This window comes from Brevibacterium sp. CT2-23B, assembly GCF_013168765.1.
GTDB classification, from domain to species: Bacteria; Actinomycetota; Actinomycetes; order Actinomycetales; family Brevibacteriaceae; genus Brevibacterium; species Brevibacterium sediminis.
In genome coordinates, this window is the sequence record NZ_JABBYK010000006.1 from 291,190 (window position 1) to 315,812 (window position 24,623).

The 24,623-nt window shown below is 65.1% G+C and carries 23 protein-coding genes, 1 tRNA gene, 1 other RNA gene and 1 riboswitch; of the genes, 12 read left to right on the top strand and 13 right to left on the bottom strand.

Annotation, left to right across the window (positions count from 1 at the left end; all coding sequences use genetic code 11):
• A complete protein-coding gene (locus HIM68_RS16185) occupies positions 1-912 on the bottom strand; it encodes a Sir2 family NAD-dependent protein deacetylase (RefSeq protein ID WP_172174016.1) in 912 nt (303 codons plus the stop codon).
• Positions 913-970: 58 nt separating this feature from the next.
• On the opposite strand from HIM68_RS16185, the gene HIM68_RS16190 reads away from it, so the two are divergent.
• The 4 genes from HIM68_RS16190 to HIM68_RS16205 all read left to right on the top strand — a co-directional run bounded on the left by HIM68_RS16190 (position 971) and on the right by HIM68_RS16205 (position 3,846).
• Positions 971-1,420 carry a flavodoxin family protein gene (locus HIM68_RS16190; RefSeq protein ID WP_172174019.1) on the top strand — a complete coding sequence of 150 codons (450 nt, stop codon included), beginning with the start codon at positions 971-973 and terminating at the stop codon, positions 1,418-1,420.
• 147 nt (positions 1,421-1,567) lie between these two features.
• Positions 1,568-1,990 (top strand): hypothetical protein, encoded by a 423-nt coding sequence (locus tag HIM68_RS16195; RefSeq protein WP_172174022.1) that lies wholly within the window; start codon positions 1,568-1,570, stop codon positions 1,988-1,990.
• 13 nt (positions 1,991-2,003) lie between these two features.
• Positions 2,004-2,366, top strand: coding sequence for a transcriptional regulator (locus HIM68_RS16200; RefSeq protein ID WP_172174025.1), 363 nt, complete (start codon positions 2,004-2,006; stop codon positions 2,364-2,366).
• A gap of 70 nt (positions 2,367-2,436) precedes the next feature.
• Complete coding sequence (locus tag HIM68_RS16205; RefSeq protein ID WP_253904006.1) at positions 2,437-3,846, top strand: amidase; 1,410 nt, start codon at positions 2,437-2,439, stop codon at positions 3,844-3,846.
• 22 nt (positions 3,847-3,868) lie between these two features.
• Here HIM68_RS16205 and HIM68_RS16210 read toward each other — a convergent pair whose 3' ends face one another.
• Entirely contained in the window at positions 3,869-4,834 is a 966-nt protein-coding gene (locus tag HIM68_RS16210; protein WP_172174031.1) for a GlxA family transcriptional regulator, read from the bottom strand.
• A gap of 70 nt (positions 4,835-4,904) precedes the next feature.
• Between HIM68_RS16210 and HIM68_RS16215 the strand changes: the two genes are divergently transcribed.
• On the top strand, positions 4,905-5,978 hold the full coding sequence (locus tag HIM68_RS16215; RefSeq protein WP_172174034.1) for a saccharopine dehydrogenase NADP-binding domain-containing protein: 1,074 nt from the start codon (positions 4,905-4,907) through the stop codon (positions 5,976-5,978).
• On the opposite strand, the gene HIM68_RS16220 is transcribed toward HIM68_RS16215, so the two are convergent.
• From HIM68_RS16220 to HIM68_RS16235, 4 genes are all read right to left on the bottom strand, one after another.
• Positions 5,967-6,635, bottom strand: a complete 669-nt coding sequence (locus HIM68_RS16220) for a DNA alkylation repair protein (protein ID WP_172174037.1) — start codon at positions 6,633-6,635, stop codon at positions 5,967-5,969. The two genes, HIM68_RS16215 and HIM68_RS16220, sit on opposite strands and share 12 nt — an antisense overlap.
• Positions 6,636-6,740: 105 nt before the next feature.
• Positions 6,741-7,811: an FUSC family protein gene (locus HIM68_RS16225; protein ID WP_172174040.1), complete on the bottom strand. Its 1,071-nt coding sequence runs from the start codon at positions 7,809-7,811 to the stop codon at positions 6,741-6,743.
• A gap of 187 nt (positions 7,812-7,998) precedes the next feature.
• The gene (locus HIM68_RS16230) at positions 7,999-9,198 is read right to left on the bottom strand and encodes an RNA polymerase sigma factor (protein WP_172174043.1); all 1,200 of its coding nucleotides are present in this window, start codon (positions 9,196-9,198) and stop codon (positions 7,999-8,001) included.
• A 24-nt stretch (positions 9,199-9,222) separates the two neighbouring features.
• Complete coding sequence (locus tag HIM68_RS16235; protein WP_139469366.1) at positions 9,223-9,630, bottom strand: YciI family protein; 408 nt, start codon at positions 9,628-9,630, stop codon at positions 9,223-9,225.
• Between the two features lie 275 nt (positions 9,631-9,905).
• On the opposite strand from HIM68_RS16235, the gene HIM68_RS16240 reads away from it, so the two are divergent.
• The 4 genes from HIM68_RS16240 (at position 9,906) to HIM68_RS16255 (ending at position 14,137) form a co-directional block, all read left to right on the top strand.
• Complete coding sequence (locus tag HIM68_RS16240; protein ID WP_172174046.1) at positions 9,906-10,595, top strand: hypothetical protein; 690 nt, start codon at positions 9,906-9,908, stop codon at positions 10,593-10,595.
• 254 nt (positions 10,596-10,849) lie between these two features.
• Entirely contained in the window at positions 10,850-11,809 is a 960-nt protein-coding gene (locus HIM68_RS16245; protein WP_172174049.1) for an NADP-dependent oxidoreductase, read from the top strand.
• 95 nt (positions 11,810-11,904) lie between these two features.
• Positions 11,905-12,438, top strand: a complete 534-nt coding sequence (locus HIM68_RS16250) for a type 1 glutamine amidotransferase domain-containing protein (protein WP_139469363.1) — start codon at positions 11,905-11,907, stop codon at positions 12,436-12,438.
• A gap of 124 nt (positions 12,439-12,562) precedes the next feature.
• Positions 12,563-14,137 (top strand): SpoIID/LytB domain-containing protein, encoded by a 1,575-nt coding sequence (locus HIM68_RS16255; RefSeq protein ID WP_172174052.1) that lies wholly within the window; start codon positions 12,563-12,565, stop codon positions 14,135-14,137.
• 19 nt (positions 14,138-14,156) lie between these two features.
• Here the strand turns inward: HIM68_RS16255 and sfnG are convergent, their stop codons facing one another.
• The 3 genes from sfnG to HIM68_RS16270 all read right to left on the bottom strand — a co-directional run bounded on the left by sfnG (position 14,157) and on the right by HIM68_RS16270 (position 16,925).
• Entirely contained in the window at positions 14,157-15,305 is a 1,149-nt protein-coding gene (gene sfnG, locus HIM68_RS16260; protein ID WP_139907154.1) for a dimethylsulfone monooxygenase SfnG, read from the bottom strand.
• Between the two features lie 10 nt (positions 15,306-15,315).
• A riboswitch (SAM riboswitch) is annotated at positions 15,316-15,434 on the bottom strand.
• 392 nt (positions 15,435-15,826) lie between these two features.
• Positions 15,827-15,914 (bottom strand) — tRNA-Ser (locus tag HIM68_RS16265).
• Between the two features lie 111 nt (positions 15,915-16,025).
• Positions 16,026-16,925 (bottom strand): helix-turn-helix transcriptional regulator, encoded by a 900-nt coding sequence (locus HIM68_RS16270; protein ID WP_139907153.1) that lies wholly within the window; start codon positions 16,923-16,925, stop codon positions 16,026-16,028.
• A 121-nt stretch (positions 16,926-17,046) separates the two neighbouring features.
• Between HIM68_RS16270 and HIM68_RS16275 the strand changes: the two genes are divergently transcribed.
• Positions 17,047-18,543, top strand: a complete 1,497-nt coding sequence (locus tag HIM68_RS16275) for an MFS transporter (RefSeq protein WP_172174055.1) — start codon at positions 17,047-17,049, stop codon at positions 18,541-18,543.
• On the opposite strand, the gene HIM68_RS16280 is transcribed toward HIM68_RS16275, so the two are convergent.
• From HIM68_RS16280 to HIM68_RS16290, 3 genes are read right to left on the bottom strand one after another with little or no spacing between them, the layout of a single operon-like run.
• Positions 18,521-19,720: an ABC transporter permease gene (locus HIM68_RS16280; protein ID WP_139469358.1), complete on the bottom strand. Its 1,200-nt coding sequence runs from the start codon at positions 19,718-19,720 to the stop codon at positions 18,521-18,523. The two genes, HIM68_RS16275 and HIM68_RS16280, sit on opposite strands and share 23 nt — an antisense overlap.
• Positions 19,717-20,466: an ABC transporter ATP-binding protein gene (locus tag HIM68_RS16285; protein WP_229664009.1), complete on the bottom strand. Its 750-nt coding sequence runs from the start codon at positions 20,464-20,466 to the stop codon at positions 19,717-19,719. The genes HIM68_RS16280 and HIM68_RS16285 overlap by 4 nt, the downstream gene beginning before the upstream one ends.
• On the bottom strand, positions 20,463-21,596 hold the full coding sequence (locus HIM68_RS16290) for an efflux RND transporter periplasmic adaptor subunit (protein ID WP_172174058.1): 1,134 nt from the start codon (positions 21,594-21,596) through the stop codon (positions 20,463-20,465). The genes HIM68_RS16285 and HIM68_RS16290 overlap by 4 nt, the downstream gene beginning before the upstream one ends.
• Before the next feature lie 160 nt (positions 21,597-21,756).
• On the opposite strand from HIM68_RS16290, the gene ffs reads away from it, so the two are divergent.
• Positions 21,757-21,852: signal recognition particle sRNA small type (gene ffs / locus HIM68_RS16295), an RNA gene on the top strand.
• A gap of 180 nt (positions 21,853-22,032) precedes the next feature.
• Positions 22,033-23,529 carry a L,D-transpeptidase gene (locus tag HIM68_RS16300; protein ID WP_253904007.1) on the top strand — a complete coding sequence of 499 codons (1,497 nt, stop codon included), beginning with the start codon at positions 22,033-22,035 and terminating at the stop codon, positions 23,527-23,529.
• A 51-nt stretch (positions 23,530-23,580) separates the two neighbouring features.
• On the opposite strand, the gene HIM68_RS16305 is transcribed toward HIM68_RS16300, so the two are convergent.
• Positions 23,581-24,609 carry an iron-siderophore ABC transporter substrate-binding protein gene (locus tag HIM68_RS16305; protein ID WP_172174061.1) on the bottom strand — a complete coding sequence of 343 codons (1,029 nt, stop codon included), beginning with the start codon at positions 24,607-24,609 and terminating at the stop codon, positions 23,581-23,583.
• Positions 24,610-24,623 lie beyond the last annotated feature (14 nt).

Sequence of the window (24,623 nt, forward strand, 5' to 3'; positions counted from 1 at the left end):
TCACCGGCTTGCCCACGCGGTGACGAAGTCGGCGACGCGGGAGATCGACCGGAAGTCGGCGAATTCGTCTCCGCGGGTCGGCCCGTCGGTGACGATGACGACGGGTTTGCCTTCCTTCGCTGCGGTCCGGACGAACCGCAGTCCCGACAGCACTGCCAGCGAGGACCCGAGCACCACGAGTCCGGCAGCCTCGTCGGCGATCCGATTGGCTGCCTGGACCCTGGCGGCCGGGACGGAATCGCCGAAATAGACGACATCGGGCTTGAGCAGTCCACCGCATTCGGGGCAGTCGAGGACTGCGAATCCGGCGGTGTCCTCGCGTTCGACGTCGCCGTCGGGTGCGGTTTCGACGTCGATGGGGTCGATGCCGACCTCCTCGGCGAAGTCCGGGTTGAGTTCGCTCAGTCTCCGCTGTACCCAGTCGCGGTCGAACAGGTGTCCGTTGCTCAGGCAGATCACTCGGTCGAGGCTGCCGTGGAGGTCGATGACGGGACTCGGCGCCGGGGCTCCGGCGTCGTTCCCGCGGTCGGCGGCGACCGCCTCGGCGGCGGCCTGATGGAGACCATCGACGTTCTGGGTGATGATCCCGGCCACGGACAGCTCGGCCAGGGCGAGGTGAGCTTGGTTCGGTTGGGTGCCGCGCATCCGCGGCCAGCCCATCCATGACCGTGCCCAGTACCTGGCTCGCTGATCGGGGTGGGAGAGGAAGGTCTGGATCGTCATCGGCTTCCGCGGCGGGGAATCCGGTCCACGGTAGTCGGGCACGCCTGAATCCGTGCTCATTCCCGCCCCGGTGAGCACCGCCCAGTCCGCGCCGGAATAGGTCCTCGTGAGCACGTCGATGATCGCGGCATCGGGGTGGCTGGCTTCCGGACGCACGCGTCCGCGCAGGGGGTCGAAGATGACTGCCATGGCTCCACTGTAGACATGGCAGCTGACGGAGGGCACCGGCCGGGGCTAGGGTGGGGCCATGGTCAACGTTCTGCTCGTTCATCATTCCCCGTCCGCTGCGACGGTACGGATCGCCGAGGCGGCCGAGTCCGGACTGCGTATGCCCGAGCTCGGCGACATCGACGTCACCATCCGCCCGGCGCTGGAGGCAAGTGTTGCTGATGTGCTCGCCGCGGATGCCTATGTGCTCGGCACGACCGCGAACTTCGGCTATATCTCCGGTGCCCTCAAGCACTTCTTCGACACCACCTATGACGCGGTGCGCGAGCCGACCGCCGGCAGGCCGTTCTCCTACTGGATCCACGGCGGCTACGACACGACCGGTGCCGAAACCGCGATGAAGCAGATCACGACCGGCCTGGGTTGGAAGCTCGCCTTCGACCCCCTCATCTTCACCGGCGAAGTCACCGAGGAGCATTTGGCGCGAGCCACGGAGCTGGCCGCCACAGTCGCAGTCTCCACCCCTTAATTGCTACCTGACGGCGGCCCAGCTACCTCGCGCGAGGTAGCTGGGCCGCCGTCAGGTAGTAATTTTGGTGAAAGTACTTTCCACTATGGAAAGTAATTGGTACTGTGGAATTACTTCCACAGAGCAACCCCAATCAGAGGAACCGACATGAACACGAACCCCACCCCGCAGCAGGCGGCAGATCTTCTCAGCCAGGTCGAAGCGAACCAGTCCCGGGCCCGCGGTGGAGATGCGTGGCCGCTGGTCACTCTGCTCTTCGTCCTTTCCACAGGACTCTCCGTCGGTCTCATGGCCATCGGCATCATCGACGACAACACCACCCAGCTCGTCGTCGCCGGAGCCGGACTGAGCTGGCTCGTCCCGGCACTGATCGTCTACCTCGTCAAGGCCCTGTCCTGGAGCCGCCGCTCCACGGCTCTGCTGCTGTCATGGCTGGGCGTCATCATCGTCGCCTTCGTCGCCGGCGTCATGGCCGATTCGTTCGCCGCCGGCGGTCCGATCCCGTTCATCGCCGCAGGACTGCTGTGGGTCGCCGCCCCGGTCTTCTCCCTGCTGGCCCTGCGCCGCTGAGGAGGGACCGACAATGACTGCGAAACAGAAGTCCGCGACCGAACCAGAGGACGCGCACACCGAAGACGAGACGATCCCCCACCTCGGCGACTCGCTGACCCGGCTCGAACCGGAGCTGAATAACCCCACGAGGCTCGGCATCGTCTCGAGCCTGAAGAACCGGGACAAGGCCGAGTTCAAACTGCTGCGCGACAGCCTCGGTGTCTCCGATTCCGTGCTCTCCCGGCACATCACCGCACTCGAGAAGGCCGGAATGATCGAGGTGAAGAAGGGGTACGTGGGCAAACGCCCGCGCACCTGGGTCTCGATCAGCAAAGACGGGAGCAGACGTCTCGAGGCACACATCCAAGCACTGCGGGAACTGGCCGGAGCATAGCCCCGTAGATGACTGTTCACCCTGGTGAGAAGATCGACTAGGGTGATGGAAACCGATGCAGGGAGGCATGATGACCACACCGACGAGCACCGAGATCCCGTTCCTCGAGCTCCACGAAGTCTCGACACTCATCCGAACCAGGCAGCTGTCCTCGCGTGAGGTCACCGAAGCGATGCTCGAACGCATCGACAGCCTCGAGCCCCGACTGCAGGCCTTCGCCACAGTCATGGCCGAATCGGCCCTCGCTGAGGCCGACCGCGCCGATTCCCTCCTGGACCGCGGAAACTGGCTCGGCGATCTGCACGGAGTCCCCGTGGCGGTGAAGGATCTTGCGAACACCCACGACGCACCGACCGGTGCGGGCACCACGATCCATGCGGACTTCCGCCCAGATTTCGATGCCACCGTCGTCGCCCGACTGCGAACCGCCGGAGCCGTCATCCTCGGCAAACTGCGTCTGACCGAGGGGGCGTTCACCGGTCACCATCCCGACCTGCCGACCCCGGTCAACCCGTGGGATGCCGGCACCTGGTCGGGAGTCTCCTCCTCAGGGTCCGGTGTGGCCACTGCGGCCGGGCTCTGCTTCGCCTCGCTCGGCTCGGACACCGGCGGATCGATCCGCCTTCCGTCCTCGGCCAATGGCGTGACGGGACTCAAACCGACCTGGGGCCGAGTCTCCCGCCACGGCATCTTCGCACTCGCTCCCAGCCTCGATCACATCGGGCCGATGACCCGCAGCTCCCGTGATGCCGCGATCGTGCTGCGGGCCATCGCCGGCCACGATCCGGCCGATCCCACCTCGTCGCTCGAACCGGTACCGGACTACTTGCAGAGGTTGCGCGTCGACGGAGCCCCGGTCGTCGGTTTCGACCGCAAGCTGGCCGAAGAGCACTTCGACGCTGCGACGAATGAGATGCTCGAGGACACCATCGAGACGGTGACCGACCTGGGCTGGCGGGTGCTCGCGGTCGAGGCTCCCGGTTTTGAGGCCGCGGCCAAGGAATGGACGGCTCTGTGCGGGGTCGAGACCGCCGGTGTCCATTCGGAGACGTATCCGGCCCGGGCGGACGAATACGGTCGCGACCTGTCCGGTCTCATCGAGATCGGGCGCGGACTCTCCGCCGTCGACTACCACCGGCTGCTCGAATCGCGGAGAGACTTCACCGGCCGTATGCGCACTCTCATGGCCGATATCGATCTGCTCCTGCTGCCGGGAATCGGCGTCGGCTCACCGACGATCGCGCAGATGGCGAACCTGGGTTCCGACCAGAAGCTGTTCGCTGCGGTGACCGTACCGACGGCACCGATCGACAACTGCGGAATGCCGTCGATCACTCTGCCCGCAGGGTTCACCGACCGGGGCACTCCCCTGGCAGCACAGTTCGTCGGCGGTGACTTCACCGAACCCTTGGTGCTGGCCGCCGGTCATGCCTTCCAGCAGGTCACAGACTTCCACACCAGCCACCCGGCCGGGCTCTGAGCCCACCGACCGCAGGGGCACCTCAGGCCCCGAGCGGTCTCTCCTCGGGGCTGTGGAATGCATTCCGGTAGGCAGTGGGGCTGATGCCCAGTTCGTTCCGGAAGTGACGTCGCAGGGTGGCTGCGCTGCCCATCCCGCAGCGGGCGGCGATGATCTCGACGGCAGCATCGGTGCGCTCGAGCAGATCCTGCGCACGGAGGATCCGCTGGTTGTGAAGCCATCTGAGCGGGGTCACCCCCACCGAAGAAAGCATTCGGCGCGCGAGCTGTCGGCTGCTTACGGCGGCCCGACTGGCAAGGTCGTCGACAGTGAGCGGCTCGTCGAGGTGCGCCTTGGCCCAATCGAGTGCGGCACCGAGACAGTCATCGAGCGCAGGATCGGCCGGGGCGATGACGAACTGCTTCTGACCACCTGGTCGATGCGAGGCCACCACGAGCGTGCGGGCGAGCGCATTGGCTGCCGCGACTCCGAAGTCGAGGCGAACCAGATGCAGACACAGGTCGAGAGCGGCGGTCTTTCCCGCGGAGGTGAGAATCGTCCCGTCATCGACGTAGAGGACATTGTCGCGGACATCGACTCTCGGATGCAGTCGGGAGAGTTCGGCCGCGTGCATCCAATGCGTGGTCGCCGGACGCCCATCGAGCAGCCCCGCCGCAGCGAGGACGAAGGATCCGGTGCACAGGCTGGAGATCCTGATGCCGTCGGCGGCGGCGGTCCGCAGCACCTCGAGAAGCTGCGGATCCGGTTCTCCGTCGAGGACGGTGGTCGAGGGCACGACGATCGAATCCACTTCGAGCAGATCGGCAAAATCGCCTCTGCGACCCTGCGGAAGCCAGTTTGCGCTATCGCCGGTGGGGGTGCACACGATGAGGTCGTACCAATCACCCTGCGGCGTGAAATCAGAGCGATCGGTGCCGAAGACCTCGGCGGCGATCGCAGTCTCATAGAGCATGGAATCTCGGTGCAGGGCCAGCCCGACGGTATGCATGTCTGAAATTGTACGCAGAGTGTCCCATCGTCTCCTGGTGCCCGCAGCCGCGCGGTGATGAGCTTGAACCATGCAGAAGAACTCAGCAGTGCTCGTCTACGGAGCCTACGGACATACCGGTCGTTTCATCGTCGCCGAGGCGCTTCGGCGCGGACTGCGACCGATCCTCTCCGGTCGTAGAGAAGCCGCCCTCACCGCCATGGCCCAGAATCTTCCGGGAACGGAGATCCGCGTCGCGGACGTCGCCGTCACAACAGATCTCGATGCCGCAGTCGCCGGAACCGCCGCAGTCATCAACGCCGCCGGCCCATTCCTCGACACCGCAGAGCCATTGGCCGCAGCAGCCGCCCGCGCCGGAGCCCACTACCTCGATGTCTCCGCCGAACAGGGGTCCGTGCAGGCACTCTTCGAGACATTCGGATCGAATCGGACACCGATGAGCACGGCAGTGGTGCCGGCCATGTCCTTCTACGGCGGACTGGCGGACCTCCTCGTCACCGCCGCTGCCAGGGAATGGGAGGAGATCGACTCGGTGACAGTCGCCATCGGCCTCGACCGGTGGTGGCCGACCCCGGGGACTCGGATCACAGGCCGACGCAACACAGCCACTCGACTGAAGGTGTCCGAATCGATGCTCGTTCCCGTCTCCCCACAGCCCAGTCGCCACCAGTGGGCCTTCCCGGCACCGATCGGTGAGCAGACTGTTCGCGAGCAGCCATTCAGCGAGATGATCACCATGAACCGGCATCTGCGGGCCCGCCGGATCGACAATCTCCTCTCAGAGACCGCGCTGGCCGATATCTCCGATTCGGAGACCGGTGCCCCACAGGCGGTGGATGACTTCGGTCGTTCCGCCCAGAACTTCACCGTCGATGTCCGGCTCGACCGAGCCGGTCACCGACGCGAACTGCGAGCGTCCGGCCGCGACATCTACCAGGTCACCGCCCCACTCGTGGTCGAAGCCGCCATCCGCCTCATCGACGGTCGGTTCACCGGCACAGGGGCTCTGGCGCCGGGCGGGGCCTTCGACGCCGCCGACTTCCTCACCGCCCTGAGCGCGAATTGGCTGACGATCAGCTCTCCGGACGAAGAATCAGCGGCGTCCGGTCTCGCGGGGCAGGTGCCTGCCGAATCAATCCGCTGACTTCCGAGCCACCATCTCCGTGATCCAGGTCGGGGCGAAGGGCGAGGTGCAGCCGGGCGAGGTCGGGTAGTCGCGGAGAACGCCGAGGCGCTCACCGATGTCGATGGCACGTTTCCGCAGGTCCGGGTTCTCGATGCCGATATAGGACAACGTCTCGTTCATCGCCCACTGCAGACGTTCGGGGGCATCGGACATCTCGGCCTCGATCACATCGAGCAGACCGGTCAGGTCGAGACCTTCGGGTTTCCGGTTCACCCGTTCGCTCGTCAGCGCCCACCCGGCGGAGGCGACCACGGGATCCGGATCGTCCATCCACGACCGGCGCAGCGCCTCGGCGTGGGGTGATTTCTTGACGATATAGCTGACCAGCCAACCGTGGACCTTCGGGACACGGGAGTCACGCAGCATCTCATCGAGCTGTGCTTCGCTCCACGCCTTCGGACGCATGATGAGGATCGCGACGAGGCGGGCCGCAGTGTCACCGGAGTCCCACAGTTCGGCGGCGAGTTCATCGTTCTTCTTCAGGTCCTTCGCCACGGCGCGCAGCTTCGTCAGGTTGACCGCGTGGTCGTCGCCGTGGCGGGCGTTGACGGCGCGGATCTTCTCGTCCTCGAGCGAGGCCAGGGTGGCGAGCACCTCGGTGCTGGTGGTCATCATGTGCTCCCGGTTCGGTTGAGCGTCAGGGCAGTGCGGATGAGTTGGGGTGAGCCGATGATATCCGACGCACAGGCGGCGTGGCAGAAGTTCTGGCGGCCGCCGAGGTCAGTCATCGTCATCGGCGTGCGGTGAGGCATCGATTTCGGCGCGCGTCCTCTTCACACTGCTGAACCCGACGATGACGACGAGCATGCCGACGACGGCGCCGATGACGGTTTCGATGGCGCGGGAGGCCAGCAGCTCCGGAACCGGGTGCGGGCTGCCGATCTGGGTCATGAGCAGTGCCAACGGGGTGATGAAGAGCAGAGCCACCGAATAGTTGCGCAGCACGAAGATCTCGGCGAGGAACTGCAGCAGGATCACCCACACCACCAGCTGCCACGCCTCGGTGGGGAACGACAGCAGGAACGCTGTGACGATCACGCCCAGCAGGGTTCCGACCACCCGGTGGACGCCGCGCTTGAGACGGGCCGAACGACCGGGTGGAGTGATCGGTGCGACCGCTGCGACCATCGCCCAATAGCTGTGGGACAGCAGCGGGAGCACATCGATGAGCAGGGTGCCGAGAACTCCGGCGATGAACGGGGCGATCGTGAATCGGGCGGCGTGGGCTGCCAGATCAGCCTTGCCCACCGGCGACAGCCCGACCCGCACATAGGTCTCCTTCTCCGGAGGCATGCGTTCGCCGGCATAGTGGGCGAGCGCTCCGAGACCGATGCACACCAGCGCCGAGGCGGCCGCCACACCCATTGCCACCGGCACCGATGCGCCGCCCGGAATGGATCCGACGGCTCCCGTGGCGAAGATGAAGAAGATCGACCCGCCGGGTTTGAGCCGGAAGCGCAGGGCGATGGCCGCACCCGCACCGGACACGAGCGAGGTGATGACGACGAGCACCCAGACCGAAGCTCCGAGGCTGCTGAGCAGGGCGCCGATGCCCACGCAGACGACGAGGACGGCGGCTGCGATCGACTGTCGTCTGGTCCGCGATCGTGGGGATTCGAAGCGTGCGTAGATGCCGGTGAAGGCGCCGAAGGCGGCATAGACGGCAAGGTCGAGGCGGTCGATTCCGAGCAGCACGAGGAGTGGGATAGCGACTCCCAGGGCGATGCGGAACGCGGGAATGTGGTCGCGTTCGCCCGGTGGGATGCGGAAGAACTCCTGCAGGTGGCTCAAACGGGTTCGGCCTCTTTCGACATCGGGAACGGACCCCGGTGACGGGATCGCTGACATGGGGTGGTGAGCTGAGCGCTCCCTTCGATCGTAGTCCGCCATCGGTGCGGACGAATGTCTTCTGCCGACAGGAGTGATCAACCTCGCTCGCCGAGGCGGCCGAGCGAGACCGTGATCACCGTCGTCTCGGTCACGGCCGGTGGCCCTGCCCCGACCGAACGCGTGCCGCCTGCCGGTTGAGATGATCGCGTTCGGCGAGGTTGCCGGCCCGTTCGGCGGCCCGTGCGTAGAGCTCGGCGGCCCGCTGTGACTCCCCCGCCCGTTCGCGCAGGTGCGCTTCGACGGCGAAGTAACGCGGCAGGCTCTCGTCCAGTCCCTGCAATTCCGCCAAGCCCGTCGCGGGGCCGTCGGCTTCCCCGACGGCCACGGCACGGTTGAGTCGCACGATCGGGGTATCTCGCAGGGCCAGCAGTTCGTCGTACCACTGAACGATCTGCACCCAGTCGGTGTCCTCGACGTTCTGCGCGTCGGCGTGGAGTGCCGCGATGGCAGCCTGTGCCTGATATTGGCCGAGTTCATCCCGACCAAGGGCTGCCTGCAGGATTTCGATGCCCTCGACGATGAGTCGTCGATCCCACAGGGTGCGGTCCTGATCGGCCAGCGCGACGAGGCGACCGTCGACGCCGAAGCGGGCATCGCGGCGGGCGTGGTGGAGGAGCATGAGGGCGAGCAGTCCGTCCACCTCGGCGGAGTCGATCATCGACGTAAGCGTGCGGGTCAGTCGGATCGCCTCGGCGACGAGGTCGACCTCGCCCGAGTGCCCTTCGTTGAACACGAGGTAGAGGGTGGTGAGCACCGAGGACAGGTCGCCGGGTCGGTTGAGTCGGGAGCCTGCGATCGTGGATTTGGCGCGGCTGATGCGTTGAGCCATCGTCGGCTCGGGCACCATATAGGCTGCGGCGATCTGCTTCGTCGTCAGTCCGCCGACCGCCCTCAGAGTCAGGGCCACCGCCGAGGCGGGGCTGAGGTCGGGATGCGCGCAGAGGAAGTAGAGGTCGAGGGTGTCATCGACGTTCGGGACGCCGTCCGTCCCGGGTTCGGCCGAGGTTCCGGGCTCGGCGAGCGTGGCGGCCATGACCCGTTCCTCGCGTTTCATCCGCGATCCTTCAGATCGCACGATGTCGAGGAACTTCCGCCACGCCACCGTCACGAGCCAGCCCCGCCGGTCACGGGGCAGGTCGGCCGGCCACGATCGCAGGGCTTCGATGAGCGCGTCCTGAACGGCATCCTCGGCAGTCGCGAAGTCTGCTCCACGACTGACGAGGATGCCGATCACGGCGGGGACGAGCTCACGCAGCTCCGCCTCGGCGAGGGGATCCGGATCGATCATCGCGGACTCCGTTCGCGTCCCTGATCATTCGTCCACGCTGGGTGCGTGGTCGAGGAAGGGACGCAGTTCGAGCCATTCGTTGATCGGCTCTCCGCCCTTGCCCGGTGCGGCGGACAACTCACCGGCGAGTTCGAGAGCTCGGTCGTAGTTCTCGACGTCGATGACCATCCACCCGGCGATGAGGTCCTTCGTCTCGGGGAAGGGACCGTCGGTGACCGGAGGCTTGCCCGGTCCGCCGGATCGGACGAAGGTGCCCTCGGGCGAGAGTGCCTGGGAGTCGACGAATTCACCGGAGTCCTTGAGTCTGTCGGCGAAGGCGTTCATGTACGCCACATGCGCGTCGACTTCGTCGGGACGCCACTGGTCCATCGGGGTGTAATCCATATACTGCTCCGACATCCGATAGTGCTTGAGCATGAGGTACTTGGCCATGATGGTCTCCTTGTCTCGTGTCGCTCGCACGGGTTGTGCTCGCTGACATGTCTGGGACGCAGCCGGACGAGTGTTCTCGACATCGCCGGCGAAGTTTTCTCGAATCTCTTCGGCTCCGATCATCGAACACAGTCCCAGAATAGGCCGATGTGTCCGTCCTGGAACATGCGTCACCGGATCCGAACACGAATCGGCCCAGGTCACGGCTCCGCGCTGAGAGGCTTGTCTTGTACGAAACACCGACAGCTTTTTGCACACGAGACCAGGAGCAGACCATGAAGGCACAGACACTTCTCAAGACCATCACCGTTGCCGGAGCTCTCGCCGCGACCCTGACACTCTCGGCCTGCGATATGAACATCACCTTCGGCCCAGAAAGCCAGGGCCAGGAGCAGGACGGTCAGCAGGACCAGCAGACCGAGAGCACCGAGACGACCGCCGAAGAACCGACATCGGATTCGGGCTCCGCCTCGGACTCCACCGGTTCGGGTTCGACCGGAACGACCGATAACGGCACGACGGACAACGGCACCACCGGCAGCGGCGGATCCACGGATTCGTCCAGCGCCTCCTCGGCGAGTGGCTCCTCCACCTCGAACGGCTCGTCGTCCACCGGATCGTCGTCCTCGAGCGACTCCACCTCGAGCGGATCATCGTCGTCGAGCGGCACGACCGACAACGGCTACCAGGGTCCGCGGATCGGCGAAGACGGAGTCGAACTCGACGCCGACGGCAACGGCAAGATCCCCGCCGACGTTCTCGAGGCGGACATCAAGAACGCCTACGCCAAGCAGGGCACCACGGTCGACAACGTCGACTGCTACTCCGACCTGCGGATCTTCTCCCACAGCGGCTCACAGAACTGCACCGTCACCGCTGCCGGCAAGAATCACTACGGCACTGTGAAGATCACCTCGGCGTCGCAGTCCGGCATCGGCTACAGCCTCGAGTTCCCGAACATCTGAGCCGACAATGCCCGGTCGCCTCATCGACGCGGCCACCCCGATCCGCTCCCCTCGAGCAGCCGCGATTCGCCTGACGAATTCCGCGCATCCCCAACTGCACTCCCCTGGCCCGCTGCGGCCCGGGGAGTGCGGTCATTCGTGTCGTGGAACAAGTCGGCTTCCTGTGGTGTTGTCGCTGATGTGGGCCACGGAACAGGTCGGGCCCCAACCGATTCGTCAGTCGGACTGATTCGCCCACCGATGAGGAGCAGAGCATGACCAGACGCGTTCAGTACACCTCCAACGGAGACATCGATCAGCTTCACCTCGCCGAGGTGGCCGTCCCCGAGGTCGGCGAGGGCCAGGTCCTCGTCACCGTCCTCTATGCCGGGCTCAATCCCCTGGATTGGAAGATGCTCCAGGGCGGTCGCTTCGGTTCCGTCGAAACTGCCTCCGGCAACGGCGTGGACTTCTCCGGCGTCGTCGCCTCGGTCGGCGAGGGGGTTACGGACTTCGCGCCCGGAGACCTCGTCTACGGCGGGTTGCCGAAGCAGGCGCAGACCGAACAGCTTCTCGTCACCGATCCTGCCGACAGGCTCGACAGGATCCCGCGCGGACTCGGCGTCGACACCGCCGGAGGCCTCTACGTCGCAGGGCGCACCGCCGTCGCCGGAATCCGCGCCCTGCGCCTCAGCGAAGGCGACACTCTCTTCGTCTCCGGGGCCTCCGGCGGCGTCGGCATCATCGTCGCCCAGCTCGCCCGCAACCTCGGGGCGAGGGTCATCGGCAGCGCCAGCCAGGGCAATCATGCTCTCTTGGAAAGCCTCGGGATCGAACCCGTCACCTATGGTGAGGGACTGTGGGACCGAGTCAGTGAGCTCGCCCCGGACGGGGTCCAGGCCGCGTACTCGACGCAGGGTGAGGACGAGATCACGGGCATGATCGACCTCGGCGTCCCAGCCGACCGCATCGTCTCGATCGGTGCGGGCCCCACGGTCGCGGAGAAGTACGGGGTGAGCATCGACGGCGAAGCCAGGGCCCGCCGTGATGACATGGTCTGGCTGGGCCAGGCCATCGCCTACGGCCATATCCACATCCCGATCGCCCGGGTCTTCGACGCCGAAGAGGTCCACGACGCCTACCGGCATCTGCTCACCGCCCACCCGGCAGGCAAGGTGCTGCTGCGCTTCCCCGCGAAGCCGCTGACCGACGAGCAGCGAGCCCATCTGACCTGAGGCGCCGGCCCAAGTTCCGCGGCGGCTCAATTCCCACGACAGACAGATTTCACGACAGACAGCATTTCCAGAACACAAAGAAAAGGAGCACCATCATGGCCATCACCGATAAGAAGGTCGCATTCCTCCTCACCCGCGGCGTCGAGCAGATCGAACTCACCAGTCCCCGCGCGGCACTCGACGAGGCCGGGGCGACGACCGTCATCGTCTCCCCGTCCGAGGGAACACTGCAGGCGATGGAAGGCGATTGGGAGCACGCCGAGACCTTCGACGTCGACGTTCCCGTCGCCGAAGCCTCGGTCGATGACTTCGACGCCCTCGTCCTGCCCGGCGGCACCCTCAACGCCGACGCTCTGCGTCTGGACGAGGACGCCGTCAACCTCGTCAAGGCGTTCTTCGCCGCCGACAAACCTGTCGCGGCCATCTGCCATGCCCCGTGGATCCTCGCCGAGGCGGGAGTGGCCAAGGGACGGAAGCTGACGTCCTTCATCGCGACGAAGACCGACCTCATCAACGCCGGCGCCGACTGGACCGACACCGAGGTGGTCGTCGACGGCAACCTCATCACCTCCCGCAACCCCGGCGACCTCGACGCCTTCAACCAGGCGATCGCTGACAAGCTGAGCTGAGCAGGAACGATGCCTCTTTCGCCGAGGTCGGACCGCCTCGGCAACGAACTCCCCGGAACGATCGTTTCGGGGAGTTCGTCTGTTCGTCACCCGGGGTCTTGACAGCCGCGCTTATGATCTACTCATGCCAGCTTCCCGGTTCGTCAAGGCGACGACTCCTGCCCTCGTGTCACTGCTCATCGGGTTCCTTCTCCTTCTCTGCTCCACACCGCCTCCGGCACATGCCGCCTATTCGACCTCGGGCGCGATCGGGACGATGCACAGATCGCTCGGCGGGAATTCCGGCAAGCTCGGCCCAGCGGTCGGCCCGCAGCGGTGCACGCTGATCCAGAAGGGCTGCTATCAGTCGTTCAAGCACGGCAGCATCCATTGGACGAAGGCCACCGGTGCCCATGCGACTCTGGGTGCGATCCGCACGGCGTGGAGGAAGTCCGGGTGGGAACGCGGTCCGCTCGGCTATCCGACGAGCAACGAGTACCGGTCCGGGTCCGAGACCCGGCAGAAGTTCCAGAAAGGCATGATCGTGTGGACGGCGAAGTCCGGGGCGAAAGTGACGCTGACGAAGGCGCCGTCGTCGTTCACGATCAAGGGGTCGGGGTTCGGCCATGGAGTCGGGATGAGCCAGTACGGAGCGCGCGGAATGGCGGCAGCCGGAAAGTCGTCGACGCAGATCTTGCAGCACTACTACACCGGGGCCAAGGTCACGACGATGTCGAAGGACGCCGACGCCAGTCTCAGGGTGCAGCTGCTGACCGGGAAGAAGTCCGTGACGGTCTCTCCGCGGTCCGGCCGTCTGCGGGTCAAGGTCGGGTCGAAGACCATCGAATCGGCCTCGAAGGTCACGATCGAACGGACCTCGTCCGGTTCGGTCAAGGCGATCATCGGGTCGAAGAGCTATTCGGGATCGAAGCTCACCCTCGAATGGCAGGGCACCCGATATTGGAAGAGTTCGTCGGCGACGACGGTGTCGGTCAGCGGTGCCCAGAACGGGGCGACCGGCACCTACCGGCACGGACGGCTCGAGATCGGTCAGCTGAAGAGCTCGCTCAACGTCATCAACGTGGTGGGTCTCAACAAGGAATATCTGCCGGGCATCGCCGAGATGCCGGCATCGTGGCAGTCCGAAGCCCTGCGCTCTCAGGCCATCGCTTCGCGCACCTATGCCTACCGCAATCTCGGTGCGGTGAAGCCTGCCTGCGGGTGCAACGTCTATGACGAGGTGGCCTCGCAGCGTTTCCTCGGGTGGACTCATGAGAATGCAGGCGATTCCGGTCCATGGCGCAAGGCCGTGGCCGCGACACAGAGCACGAGCGGGTCGACGGTGAAGTCGGCGCGCCTCATCACCTACAAGGGCGGGCTCATCGATGCTGTCTACTCGTCGTCGGCAGGCTCGAAGACGCATTCGGCTGCCGAGGTGTGGGGGTCGGCCGTGCCGTACCTGGTCTCGGTCGATGACTCTCCGTCGAAGTATGCCTCTGCGCAGAACCCGAACGCCTCGTGGTCGGTGACGGCCAAGCAGGCCGACATGGCACGGGCGTTCGGGCTGGCAGACGTCCGGTCTGTGACGGTGGCGAAGACCGGCTCAGGTCTGGTGAAGACGGTGAAAGCCACCTCGGTGAAGGGGAAGACCGCGAGCCTCACCGGCGATCAGCTGCGGACCAAGCTGAAGCTCAAGTCCGCGTCATTCAGCGTGGCCTGAGGGAAACTCGCCTCCAGGGTCAGACTCCGGCAGGGGTGAGCAGTCCCCTGTTGACGAGTTCGGCTTCCTTCTCGCGAACGATCGGGATGACGGTTTTGCCGAACGCTTCGAGTTCCTCCTGGAAGTGCAGGAAGCCGGTGAGGATGAGGTCGACGCCGATCTTCTTGTACTCGATGATGCGGTCGGCGACCTGTTCGGGAGTGCCGATGAGCTGGGTGCGGAAGCCGTCGTTGTACTGGACGAGGTCTTCGAAGCTCGAATCCGCCCACATGCCCTTCTTATCGTGAGTCGAGGCTCCGGCCTGCTGGACGGACTTGCGGAATCCTTCGACGGCGCCTTCATCGGCTTTGGCGATGATCTCACGCAGCTGTTCGCGGGCTTCGGCCTCGGTGTCGCGGACGATGGCGAACCCGTTGAGCCCGAAACGGACCTTCCGATTGTGCGCTCGGGCCACCTCGGTGACGTCGTCGTACTGTTCGCGGAAGCCGTCGAAGTCCTTGCCGTTGGAGAAGTACCAGTCGGCGTGCTTGCCGCCGTTGATGCGAGCGGCCGAGGAGTTTCCGCCTTGGAAGATCTCCGGGTGGGGGCGGCCCTCGACTGGGTAGGGGCCGGGGCGGAGGGTGAAGTCGTCGACGGTGTAGAAATTGCCGCGGTACTCGACGTTCTCCTCGGTGAAGAGCTTGCGGACGACGTCCATGAACTCGGCGGACCGGCGGTACCGTTCGCCGTGTTCGAGCCACGGCAGGCCGAGGCGGGTGTATTCGTCCTTGAACCAGCCGGAGACGACGTTGATGGCGGCCCGGCCCTTCGTGAACTGGTCGGCGGTGAGGATGAACTTCGCGAGCACGGCCGGTTCCCAGATGCCCGGATGAATGGCGGCGATGACCTTGAGCTTCTCAGTGGCAAGGGCGAGCGCGAGTGACGTGGAGGTCGATTCGTGCTGCTGGGCCGCGCCGTAGCTGGAGAGGTAGCGGACCTGGCTGAGTGCGTATTCGTAGCCGACTGCCTCGGCGGTCTGTGCGAGCTTGACGTTGTAGTCGTAGCCCCAGTCGGTGCGCTGTTCGATGTTCGACACGACCAGGCCGCCGGAGACGTTGGGCACCCAGTAGGCGAACTTCAGGTCTTCGGGTTCACCGGTATAGATCGGGTTGGCGTGGAGATTCGTCATTGTGTGTCCCTTCCCATCGAAACTGGCATGAGCACCGTGTCCGCGGGGCGTGCGCTGCGCGATCTTCCGCGCCGGACCGGTTGCTGCGACGTCATCGGGCCAGTTCCCTTCAGTCGCTCGTGATGTGTGCAGGTGTGCAATATCGTGTGTGCGGGTGTGCCGTGCCAGACTACTGAGACGCAGACCACACTCGGCGGGCAGACTTCGCAGGCCGACGCATGCCGTCACAATGACGCATTCCGCCACGAACCGTCATGCGATTTGCCTTCCGGCAGCTGCGCTCCGCTGCACCCAGCTCCGCACCCCTCACCCTTGGCGGCACACCACCTCGTTGCACCGGTGCGTTGGACCAGGACCGACGAGGGATGCGAAAGCACCGGTAGCAGGTGGCACGAATGGTGCGAACTGTCACAATCGGTGTGGGATGTCCGAATACGAGCCTCCCGCGACCGGCATGGAGGTCCGCCGCCGGTGAATCGACGAAGTCCCGGCCCGCAGCAACTGCGAGACCGGGACTTCCGTGGCGGAGGATAGGGGATTCGAACCCCTGAGGGCGTTAACCCAACCCGCGTTCCAGGCGAGCGCCATAGGCCACTAGGCGAATCCTCCGCGAATCAGCTTATCCGAGTCATGACGACAATGCGAAATCGCGGTGGCCGAGTGTGAAGCATCCCACTTCCCGCAGGTGAACAGGCAGCATCGATCCCGACGGCACACGGTTCAGTCCGCGACGGCGCGGAGATGCCGTTCTGCCGACGGCTGCGCCCCGTCCTCCCGTCGGCGTTCGATGCTGCCGTCATTGATCCAGCCGTGCAGCGTCTCCAATCGGGACCGCGTCACCGTGTCCACCGGCTGATAGACCGAGAGCGTCAGCCTCTGGTTCTCCTGCGCGATGAGCGTCGTCATCGTCAGCTTGAGCGTGCCCACATACGGGTTCTCAATGGTCTTTACCCGCCCGACAGATCGACCGACCGTTCCCGAATCCCACAGGCGGCAGAATTCCGGATTCCTGCGCAGCCGCGACAGCAGCGGCGACCACTCGGGATCGTCGATCGACTCCGCGTACGAGGCACGCAGCTTCGCCACGACCTGCGCCCGATGCCCGTCGTCGGAGTGGAAGGTCCGCGCCCATTCCGGGCTCTCGAAGGTCTGGATCGCGCAGTTGCGGTCGGCCGGAGCGAGTGCTTCGAGGTCGGAGGCGAGATACCGTTCGACGGAGTTGAAGGCGAGGATCGTATACCGCGGATCAGTGACCATCGCCGGCAGCGGCAGCAGTTCGTCGAGCAAGGTGCGCATCTGCTCTCCCACCGCCGAGTCCCCCGGGTTCGCGACTCGATCCGGATATCCGCCCAGCAGGAAGAGATGGGCACGCTCCTCACGGTCGAGCAGGAGCGCCTCGGCGATGGATTCGAGCACCGACTCCGAGGGGTGGACCTCGCGCCCCTGCTCAAGCCAGGTGTACCAACTGGTGCCGATGTTCGCGAGCACAGCGACCTCTTCGCGCCGCAGTCCCGGCACCCTCCGCCGGGTGCCGGCCGCAAGACCGACCTCGCAGGGCCGCACTCGGTTGCGTCGCGAACGCAGGAATCGTCCTAGCTCCTCGGTTCTCACTTGTGCCATGCCTCCATTGTCCGTCCGACGCTCACCCCGTTCCACCCTGTCACCGCTCTCAGCCTGGTGGTGCGACCAACACCATCAGCACGCCCTCCCACTCCCCCGCGGCCCATCGCAGACTGGATCCATGAGAGATTCCCACACGCAGACATCATCGACCTCCGCCGAGGCGGTTCCGACCTCGGCCCTCGCCGAGGCTGCTCCCGGTCACGCACCCGACGTCGACCCCGCCCCCACCGCAGGCCATCCTGCCCCCGTCCTCTGGCCGCTCCACCTCGGTGCGTTCCTCGCGACGTTCATGTTCTCCGTCTCGAACGTCGCGATCCCCGCGGTGCAGGCCGACATCGGTGCGAGTGATGCGACCTCGGCACTCATCGTCGGTCTGTTCTCCGCCGCCTTCGCCTCCGGCCTCATCCTCTGCGGTCGCATCGGGGACCGCTTCGGGCGTCGCCGCCTGTTCATGATCGGCACGGGCGCGCTCGTCATCACCTCAATCGCCGTCGGACTGGCACCCGATCCGCTCTTCCTGCTCGTGGCTCGCGCAACCCAGGGTTCGGCAGCGGCGGTGATGATGCCGCAGATCCTCGCGAGCTTCCAGCATTCGCTGTCCGGGGCCGCACGGTTGAAGGCGATCAGCCTCTTCGGCGCATTCTCCGGAGTCGGCACCGTCGGTGGTCAGGTCCTCGGCGGCGGACTCATCTCCCTCTTCGGCCAGACCTGGGGGTGGCGGGCGGCGTTCCTCAGCTGCGCGATCGCCGCCGCAGCCGCCTATCTCGGTTCCCTGCGTCTGACCGAATCACGCAGCACCGACCCGGCACCCCTCGACGCCCTCGGCGCGATCCTCCTCGGCGTGAGCATGATGTGCCTCGTCATCGGACTGGCGCTGGGACCGGTCACCGGCTGGCTTCCGCTGCCCGCAACCCTCTTGGCAGCCTGCGCTGCAGCTCTCACCGCGTTCGCACTCTGGCAGAACCGCGCCGAGGCGGCCGGACGTGACCCCCTCATTCCGCCGCAGGTGGTTCGCATCCCTGCCGCATGGATCGGGATGCTCATGGCCTTCGTGTTCTTCGCCGGCTTCGGCACGTTCCTCTACAACTTCGCGCTCACATCGCAGACCGGCCATGGTGACCCCGCCGCCGTCTCCGGACTCACGCTCGGCCTCTTCGCCGCAGCTTTCCTCATCACCTCTCTCCTCGTCCCCCGGGCCGTCGGTCGACTCGGCGGGCCCGGCACGATGGTCCTCGGCACGACCCTGCAGGCGATCAGCCTTCTCGGGGTGGCTTGGGCGTCGGCGACGGCCCCAGCCACAGAATGGAATCTGTGGTTCCAGCTTCCGGGAGTCGTCCTCGGCGCAGCTCAGGCTCTCCAGTTCGGTCCTCTTGTCGGCACCGTGGTCGGAGCGGTCCCCGACCGAGTGGCCGGGCTGAGCGGCGGTCTCATCGCAACGATGCAGCAGGCAGGCATCGCCGTGGGCGTGGCACTGCTCGGAGCGCTCTTCCATGTCTTCACGCTCAGCCTCGGCTATGACAATGCCTTCGCCGTGGCATGCCTCGTTCAGGTCGGGCTGTGCCTGGCCTTCGGAACGGGCGCTCTGGCACTCCTCAGGCTCGGATCGCGTCGATGATCCGCACCCGAGTGGCGACGACAGCAGGCACCGATCCTGCCAGCGCTCCGGCTCCGACCGAGACGAGCATGCCCACGATCGCGGCAGAGATCGGGACCTGCGGAGTACTCGCACCGTCGAACATGAACTCAGAGACGAGCGGCGCCTTGAGCACGAGCACGGCGATGAGAACGCCGACAGCGCCTGCGATGGTCGTCGCGACGACGCTCTCCATCATCACGGAGAAGAAGATGCGCCGACTCGTCGCCCCGAAGGATCTGCGGATGCCGATCTCCCTGATCCGCTGTTGGATCGTCACAAGAGAGATGTTGAGCAGGCCGAGCATACCCATGAAGAGAATGAGGATGCTGATGACCAACAGTACGTTCTTCACCGGACCCAGTGTTTCATCGATGTCCGAGGCGAAATCGGTTCTGTCCGCACTGACGTCGAAGCCGGGCAGCTGCCGTCTGAGATCACTCGTCACCTGTTTGCTCAGCTCCTCACCGACCTCGGGCGGCACCCACATCTCGAATTCGGTGACGGCGTAGGCGTCTGCGGCGAACTGCTTTTCCTGCCCGTTGAGGACGTAGATCTCCCCGTACTCCTGGAATTCGGAGGAGGGCACCGAACCGATGACCGTGGCCGTCTTCTTCGGGGAACCGGACAGCTCGATCGTGGCCGGCAGGGAAGTCGGGTCGATGCCGTATTCGCTGAGGAAAGTCTCATCGGCGACGACGGCCGGCGACAGGTTCGCGGCGTCACCGGCGGTGAACCACCTGCCGTGATCGACGGAGAGTCGGCGCATGACGTCGAAATCCGGGTCGACGATGTACATCGAGGCGCTGACGGTGCCAGCCGGTCCCGGCACCGTGGTTTCGGCCTGACCGTAGGCGGAGATGTGGCTGATTCCGAAACGGTCGGCGGTCTCGTCGAGTGCTGACCGGACCTTCTCGACCTCGGACTCACCCATCTCGGACTCGGTCGGATTGAGGCTCAGGGTGTAGGTCGCGGCGCGACCACCCTGCTGCTCGTACGAGTCGGCGAGCCCCTTCTGCATCATGTTCCCGAACCCGACGACGAGGGTCAGTGCACACACAGCCACGCCGACGCCGATCAGGGACATCAGCACGCGCACCTTGTGCACCCTCAGTTCCTGCCAGGCTTCGACGATCGATGCGGCGAATCCTGTGATCATCGGCTCTCACCCGCCAGCGCCTCGGCGGTGGCCCCGTCGAGGACAGGATGGAGACACCCCTGACTGAGCGAGAACTGTCGGGTGGCCATGTTCGCCACCCCGAGATCATGGGTGATCGTGATGAGCGCAGCCCCCGAGTCCTTGGTGATGCCGTCGAGGATCTCCATGACCTGACGCCCCGTCTCAACGTCCAGGGCGCCCGTCGGCTCGTCGGCGAGCACGAGCTTCGGCTCACGCACCAGCGCGCGTGCGATCGCGACTCTCTGCTGCTCACCTCCGGAGAGACGGTTCGGCTTCGCCTCGATCCGGTCGCCGAGGCCGAGGCGCTCGAGCATGGCTTCGGCCGATCTCCGCCGATTGCGGAACTCGCGCCCAGTGGCGTACATCAGCGGGGCTTCGACGTTCTCGACCGCGGTGCGTCCGGGCAGGAGGTTGAACTGCTGGAAGACGAATCCGATGTCCCGTCCTCTGATCGCTGCGGCCCTGTTCCGGGAGATCTTCTGCACGGGTTCACCTGCGAACTCCATGTCCCCGGTCGTCGGCGCGTCGAGGAGTCCGAGGATGTTGAGCAGCGTCGATTTGCCGGTGCCGGAGCGCCCGACGATGCCGATGTGCTCCCCCACCCCCACCTCGAGATCGATATCGGCAAGGATCGTGAGCAGCTGATCGTCAGCGATCGGCACCGAACGCGACACATGCCGCAGCGAGAGCAGAGTCTCTGCCGCCGTCGGCTCCGGGCGGCTCACCAGTCCTCTCCCTCGCGGAACTCGTCATCCATGCCGCCCTCGGAACTCTCATCTTCAGGTTCGGTGCCGGGAACGAATTCATCGATCTCCTCACCTTCGTCCAGGCCCGACTTCACTTCGACCATGGACCCGTCGTTGAGGCCGATCTCGACCTCGCGCTCCTCGGACTTGCCGCCGTCTCCGGTCACCCAGACTGATCCCTTCTCGGTGAGTCCGCGCACCGCGGTCACCGGAACGACGATGACGTCCTTCGCCTCTCCCGCATCGATGGTCATAGTGAGATCGAGGCTGTTGTAGACGGTGACATCGTCGGGGATGGCACAGATCAGCTGCGGGCCGTCTCCGGAACCTCCTTCCGAGCCTTCGGCGGCAGAACCGTCGTCACCTGCGCTTTCAGCCCCTGGGTCCTCGGACTCATCCTCACTCGTCGACGACGATGCCGAGGCTGTACCCGGTCCCTGGTCAAGTCTGAGACCCGTGCAGTCGAAGGGCTTCGGGCCTTCGTCGATCGCAATGTTCGCGGTATCCGGAAGCTCCTGCACTCGGTAGAGGTCGGTCGCTTTGATCGGCGCCTTGGCGGTGAAGGTCTTCTTCAGCAGCTCGGTCACCTGGGTGTCGGCAGAGACGGTGTCACCCTGCTCGACGGAGAAATCACCCACCGTGCCGTCTTCCGAGGCGATCACCGAATGATACTTCGGCTTGGCCGGGGTCGACGGGTCACCTCCCGATGCCTCATCCCCGCCATCCGAGTCTGCTGTCTCGGCATCGTCGCTGCCGCCGTCCGGCTCTTCGGGCGCCTCCTGCTCACCCTCGCTTCTGACCTGGAACAGCTCCGCGCCTTTGAATACCTCATCACCGGGCTTGACGAAGAGATGGTTGACCACGCCGTCGTGGTCGGCTTTGACCGCAGTCGGGGAGTCGACGTTGATGCGTCCCTTGACCTCGATTGTGTTGGAGATGTCGCCGCGTTCGGCGGTGATGGTGGATTCCGCCGGCTCCCCACTGGCACCGACATCGTCGAATTCGTGTTCGGCAGCCGGTTTGAAGGCGATCCAGCCGAGGAAAACAGCGATGAGGATGAGGACGAGGAGGAAGGCCAGCGGCAGAACCACTCTGCGGAAAATGTGCATGATTCCTTAGGGATGGGAAACGAGGATGCGTCCACACTATCCAGTGAATGTCCCGCTCAGATGATGTTTCTGTCACGAGTGGATAACAGTGTCCTTGTCGCAATCTTGTGGCCCCGCCCACTCGTTTTGTCCACCGAGGCTGCTCTCGACTAGACTGATTCACGGCTCCCCGTGCGGCGTCATCTTGTGAACTCCCCCAGGGCCGGAAGGCAGCAAGGGTAAGCGAGCTCTGTCGGGTGCACGGGGAGTCCTCTATTCCCCAACATCACAATTCCACAACTCCCCCTCTCCCCCATCTGCCCAGGTCAGCTCTGCCTACACGGCCCTCCGAGCGCCGGAATCGGGGCGAAGAAGCGAAAGCGTTAATACTTTCGTGATTTTGCTTCATTACCATTATTCGCAGTTCTCATCCCTGTGTTCAAACGAGGTTTCCCTGTTGTCCACGAAGATCCAAGGGGCCATTGCCGCCCTTTCGGCGCTGGCCCTGCTCACGGCGTGCACGCCGTCGAGCGACGATCCCGACGCGACCCGCAATGGCGCGAACAAGACCGCCGAGGCGGCCGCGGATCCCGTGTTCCGCGTCGGAGCCATCACCTCCGAGGCCGCAGAATCCGCGTCCGAATCGACGCCGTCTTCACACCCCAGCGATGCGACCTCCTCAGCTGCACCGAGTGAGTCCGCCGATGCGGCAACCGCGATGCCCGGCGCCGGGGACTTCGGCGAGGTGACCGAATCCGGTGACGACATCGACCTCGAGGCCGGCCAGCGGATCGGCATCTCCGTCGAGAACGCCGACCTCAGTGACATCTCCGTCACCGAGGAGGCCCACCCCCGGATCGCGCACGATCCCGGCACGTTCTTCGACGCTTCGGGCACCGCGCTCGAGACAGATGACGACGCCCAAGCCGGTTCGTCGACGCCGAGCTCCACCGAGTCCGGGACGGCCGACGATGGTTCGAAGGACGCCGAAACAGACGACAAGGACACCGCCGAGGCGGTCGCCGCCCCGGACGAATCCGCCGCCTGGATCTCGACGTATGGCCTCGTCGCCGACAGCGAATACACCGTGAAAGTCACCGCCACCACTGCCGACGGAGACGAGGTCGACCTCGACGCAACGATCACCGTCGGCGCCAGCGACGGCGCCCCGATGTCGGTGCGCACAACGCTCGCCGACGATCAGACGGTCGGCGTCGCCGCCCCCATCATGCTCAACTTCGGTTCCACCGTCTCCAAGGACTTCCGCGACGATGTCGAACGCCGCCTCTCGGTCAAGGTCACCGATGAGGACGGCAAGGAGCGGGAGGTCGAGGGCTCCTGGGGTTGGCTCTACGACGATCCGCAGTCCCGACTGCATTTCCGCCCGAAGGAATTCTGGCCCGCTCATTCGAAGGTCTCCGTCGACGTTCCGCTCAAGGATGTGCCGACGGGAGAGAACAGCGTCGGTCAGAACGACCTCACCCTCGACTTCGAGATCGGACGCAAGCAGGTCGTCAAGGCCGATGCGCAGTCCCATCGCATGACCGTCACTCGTGACGGCAAGACCGTCATGGACTTCCCGGCCTCGCTCGGCGCACCGAAGTCCCCGTCCTACAACGGCACGCATGTGGTCATGTCGAAGGCCGCCGACTATACGATGACCTCCGAACAATGGGACTACGAGACCGATGTGCAGTGGGCGGTGCGCATCCACAACAACGGCGAATTCATCCACGCCGCCCCGTGGTCGGCAGGTGTCCAAGGCTCGCAGAACGTCTCCCACGGCTGCATCAATCTCACCACCGAACGGGCCAAGGAGTACTACGACTCCGCGATCTTCGGCGATCCCGTCGAGGTCACCGGTTCCCAAGTGAGCCTGTCGACCAATGACAGCGACATCTCGGACTGGGTGTACTCGTGGGATGAATGGAAGAAGCTGAGCGCCCTCGATTGAGAGCGCCCAGCTTGCTTGCCTGACTGATGCGGCAGGCTCCTCGCCGACGACTTACTTGTCGAGCTTTTTCACCGCTTTGTCGATCATCGGCACATAGCGTTCGAGCGTCCAGGGGACGGTGAGCGGGTTGATGATCGAGGATCCGGTGACGAAGGGCTGATCATCCGGAGCCACGACGGCCCCGGCTTTGATCGCCGGAATATTCGCATACAGTCCCTGCGATTCGATCTCTTTCCTGTTCTTCTCATCGGAGTAGAAGGTGAAGATGAGGTCCGAATCGTTGAGCTTGTCCGCGTTCTCCAGACCGATGAGCGCTGAATCCGTTCCCGGCTCGTCGTAGTCCTTCTTCAGCTCGTCGATGATCGGATCCGGGGTCAGTCCGAGCGCCGAGACCATCGCCACCCGCTGCTCGTTGGGGTAGAAGACGCCGAGGGTGCCGGGACCCGAGTTGTAGATGAAGGAGAACGTGAGGTCCTTGTATTCCTCTCGCTTCGCCTCTTTCAGCTGCGTCTTGATGCCGTCGACGAGGCCTTCTGATTCCTCTTCCTGACCGAGCGCCTTGCCGATCGTGGTGATCTGCTCATCCCACTTGATCGTCCACGGCTGCTTCGGGTAAGCCACGGTCGGGGCGATGGCATCGAGCTGCTTGTACTGCTCGGCCGTGATTCCCGACCAGGGGGCGAGGATGACATCCGGTTCGAGTTCGGCGATGGCTTCGACGTCGAGTTCCGTATCCCCCTGGAACTGTTCGGGCAGCTTCTCACCCTTGTCCTTCACGGCCTCGTAGATCCACGGCATGTAGCCGGTGTCATCGGATCCCCAGGCATATTCCTCCATGCCGACCGGCGTCTTGCCCAAAGCGATCGCAGTTTCCGTCGATCCCTGGCCGAGGGTGACGACTCGTTCGGGCTCGGATTCGATGACCGCTTCACCGAGTGCGTGCTTGATCGTCACGGTCTCGAAATTCGCGGACCCGGATTCCTCCGCGGCCTGCGATCCCTGCCCGCAGGCGGTGGCGGTGAGCGAGAGCGCGACGAGCGCTCCGGCGATGACGGCCCGGCGGCTGTGAGGAACTGACATTCCTGTCCTTTCGA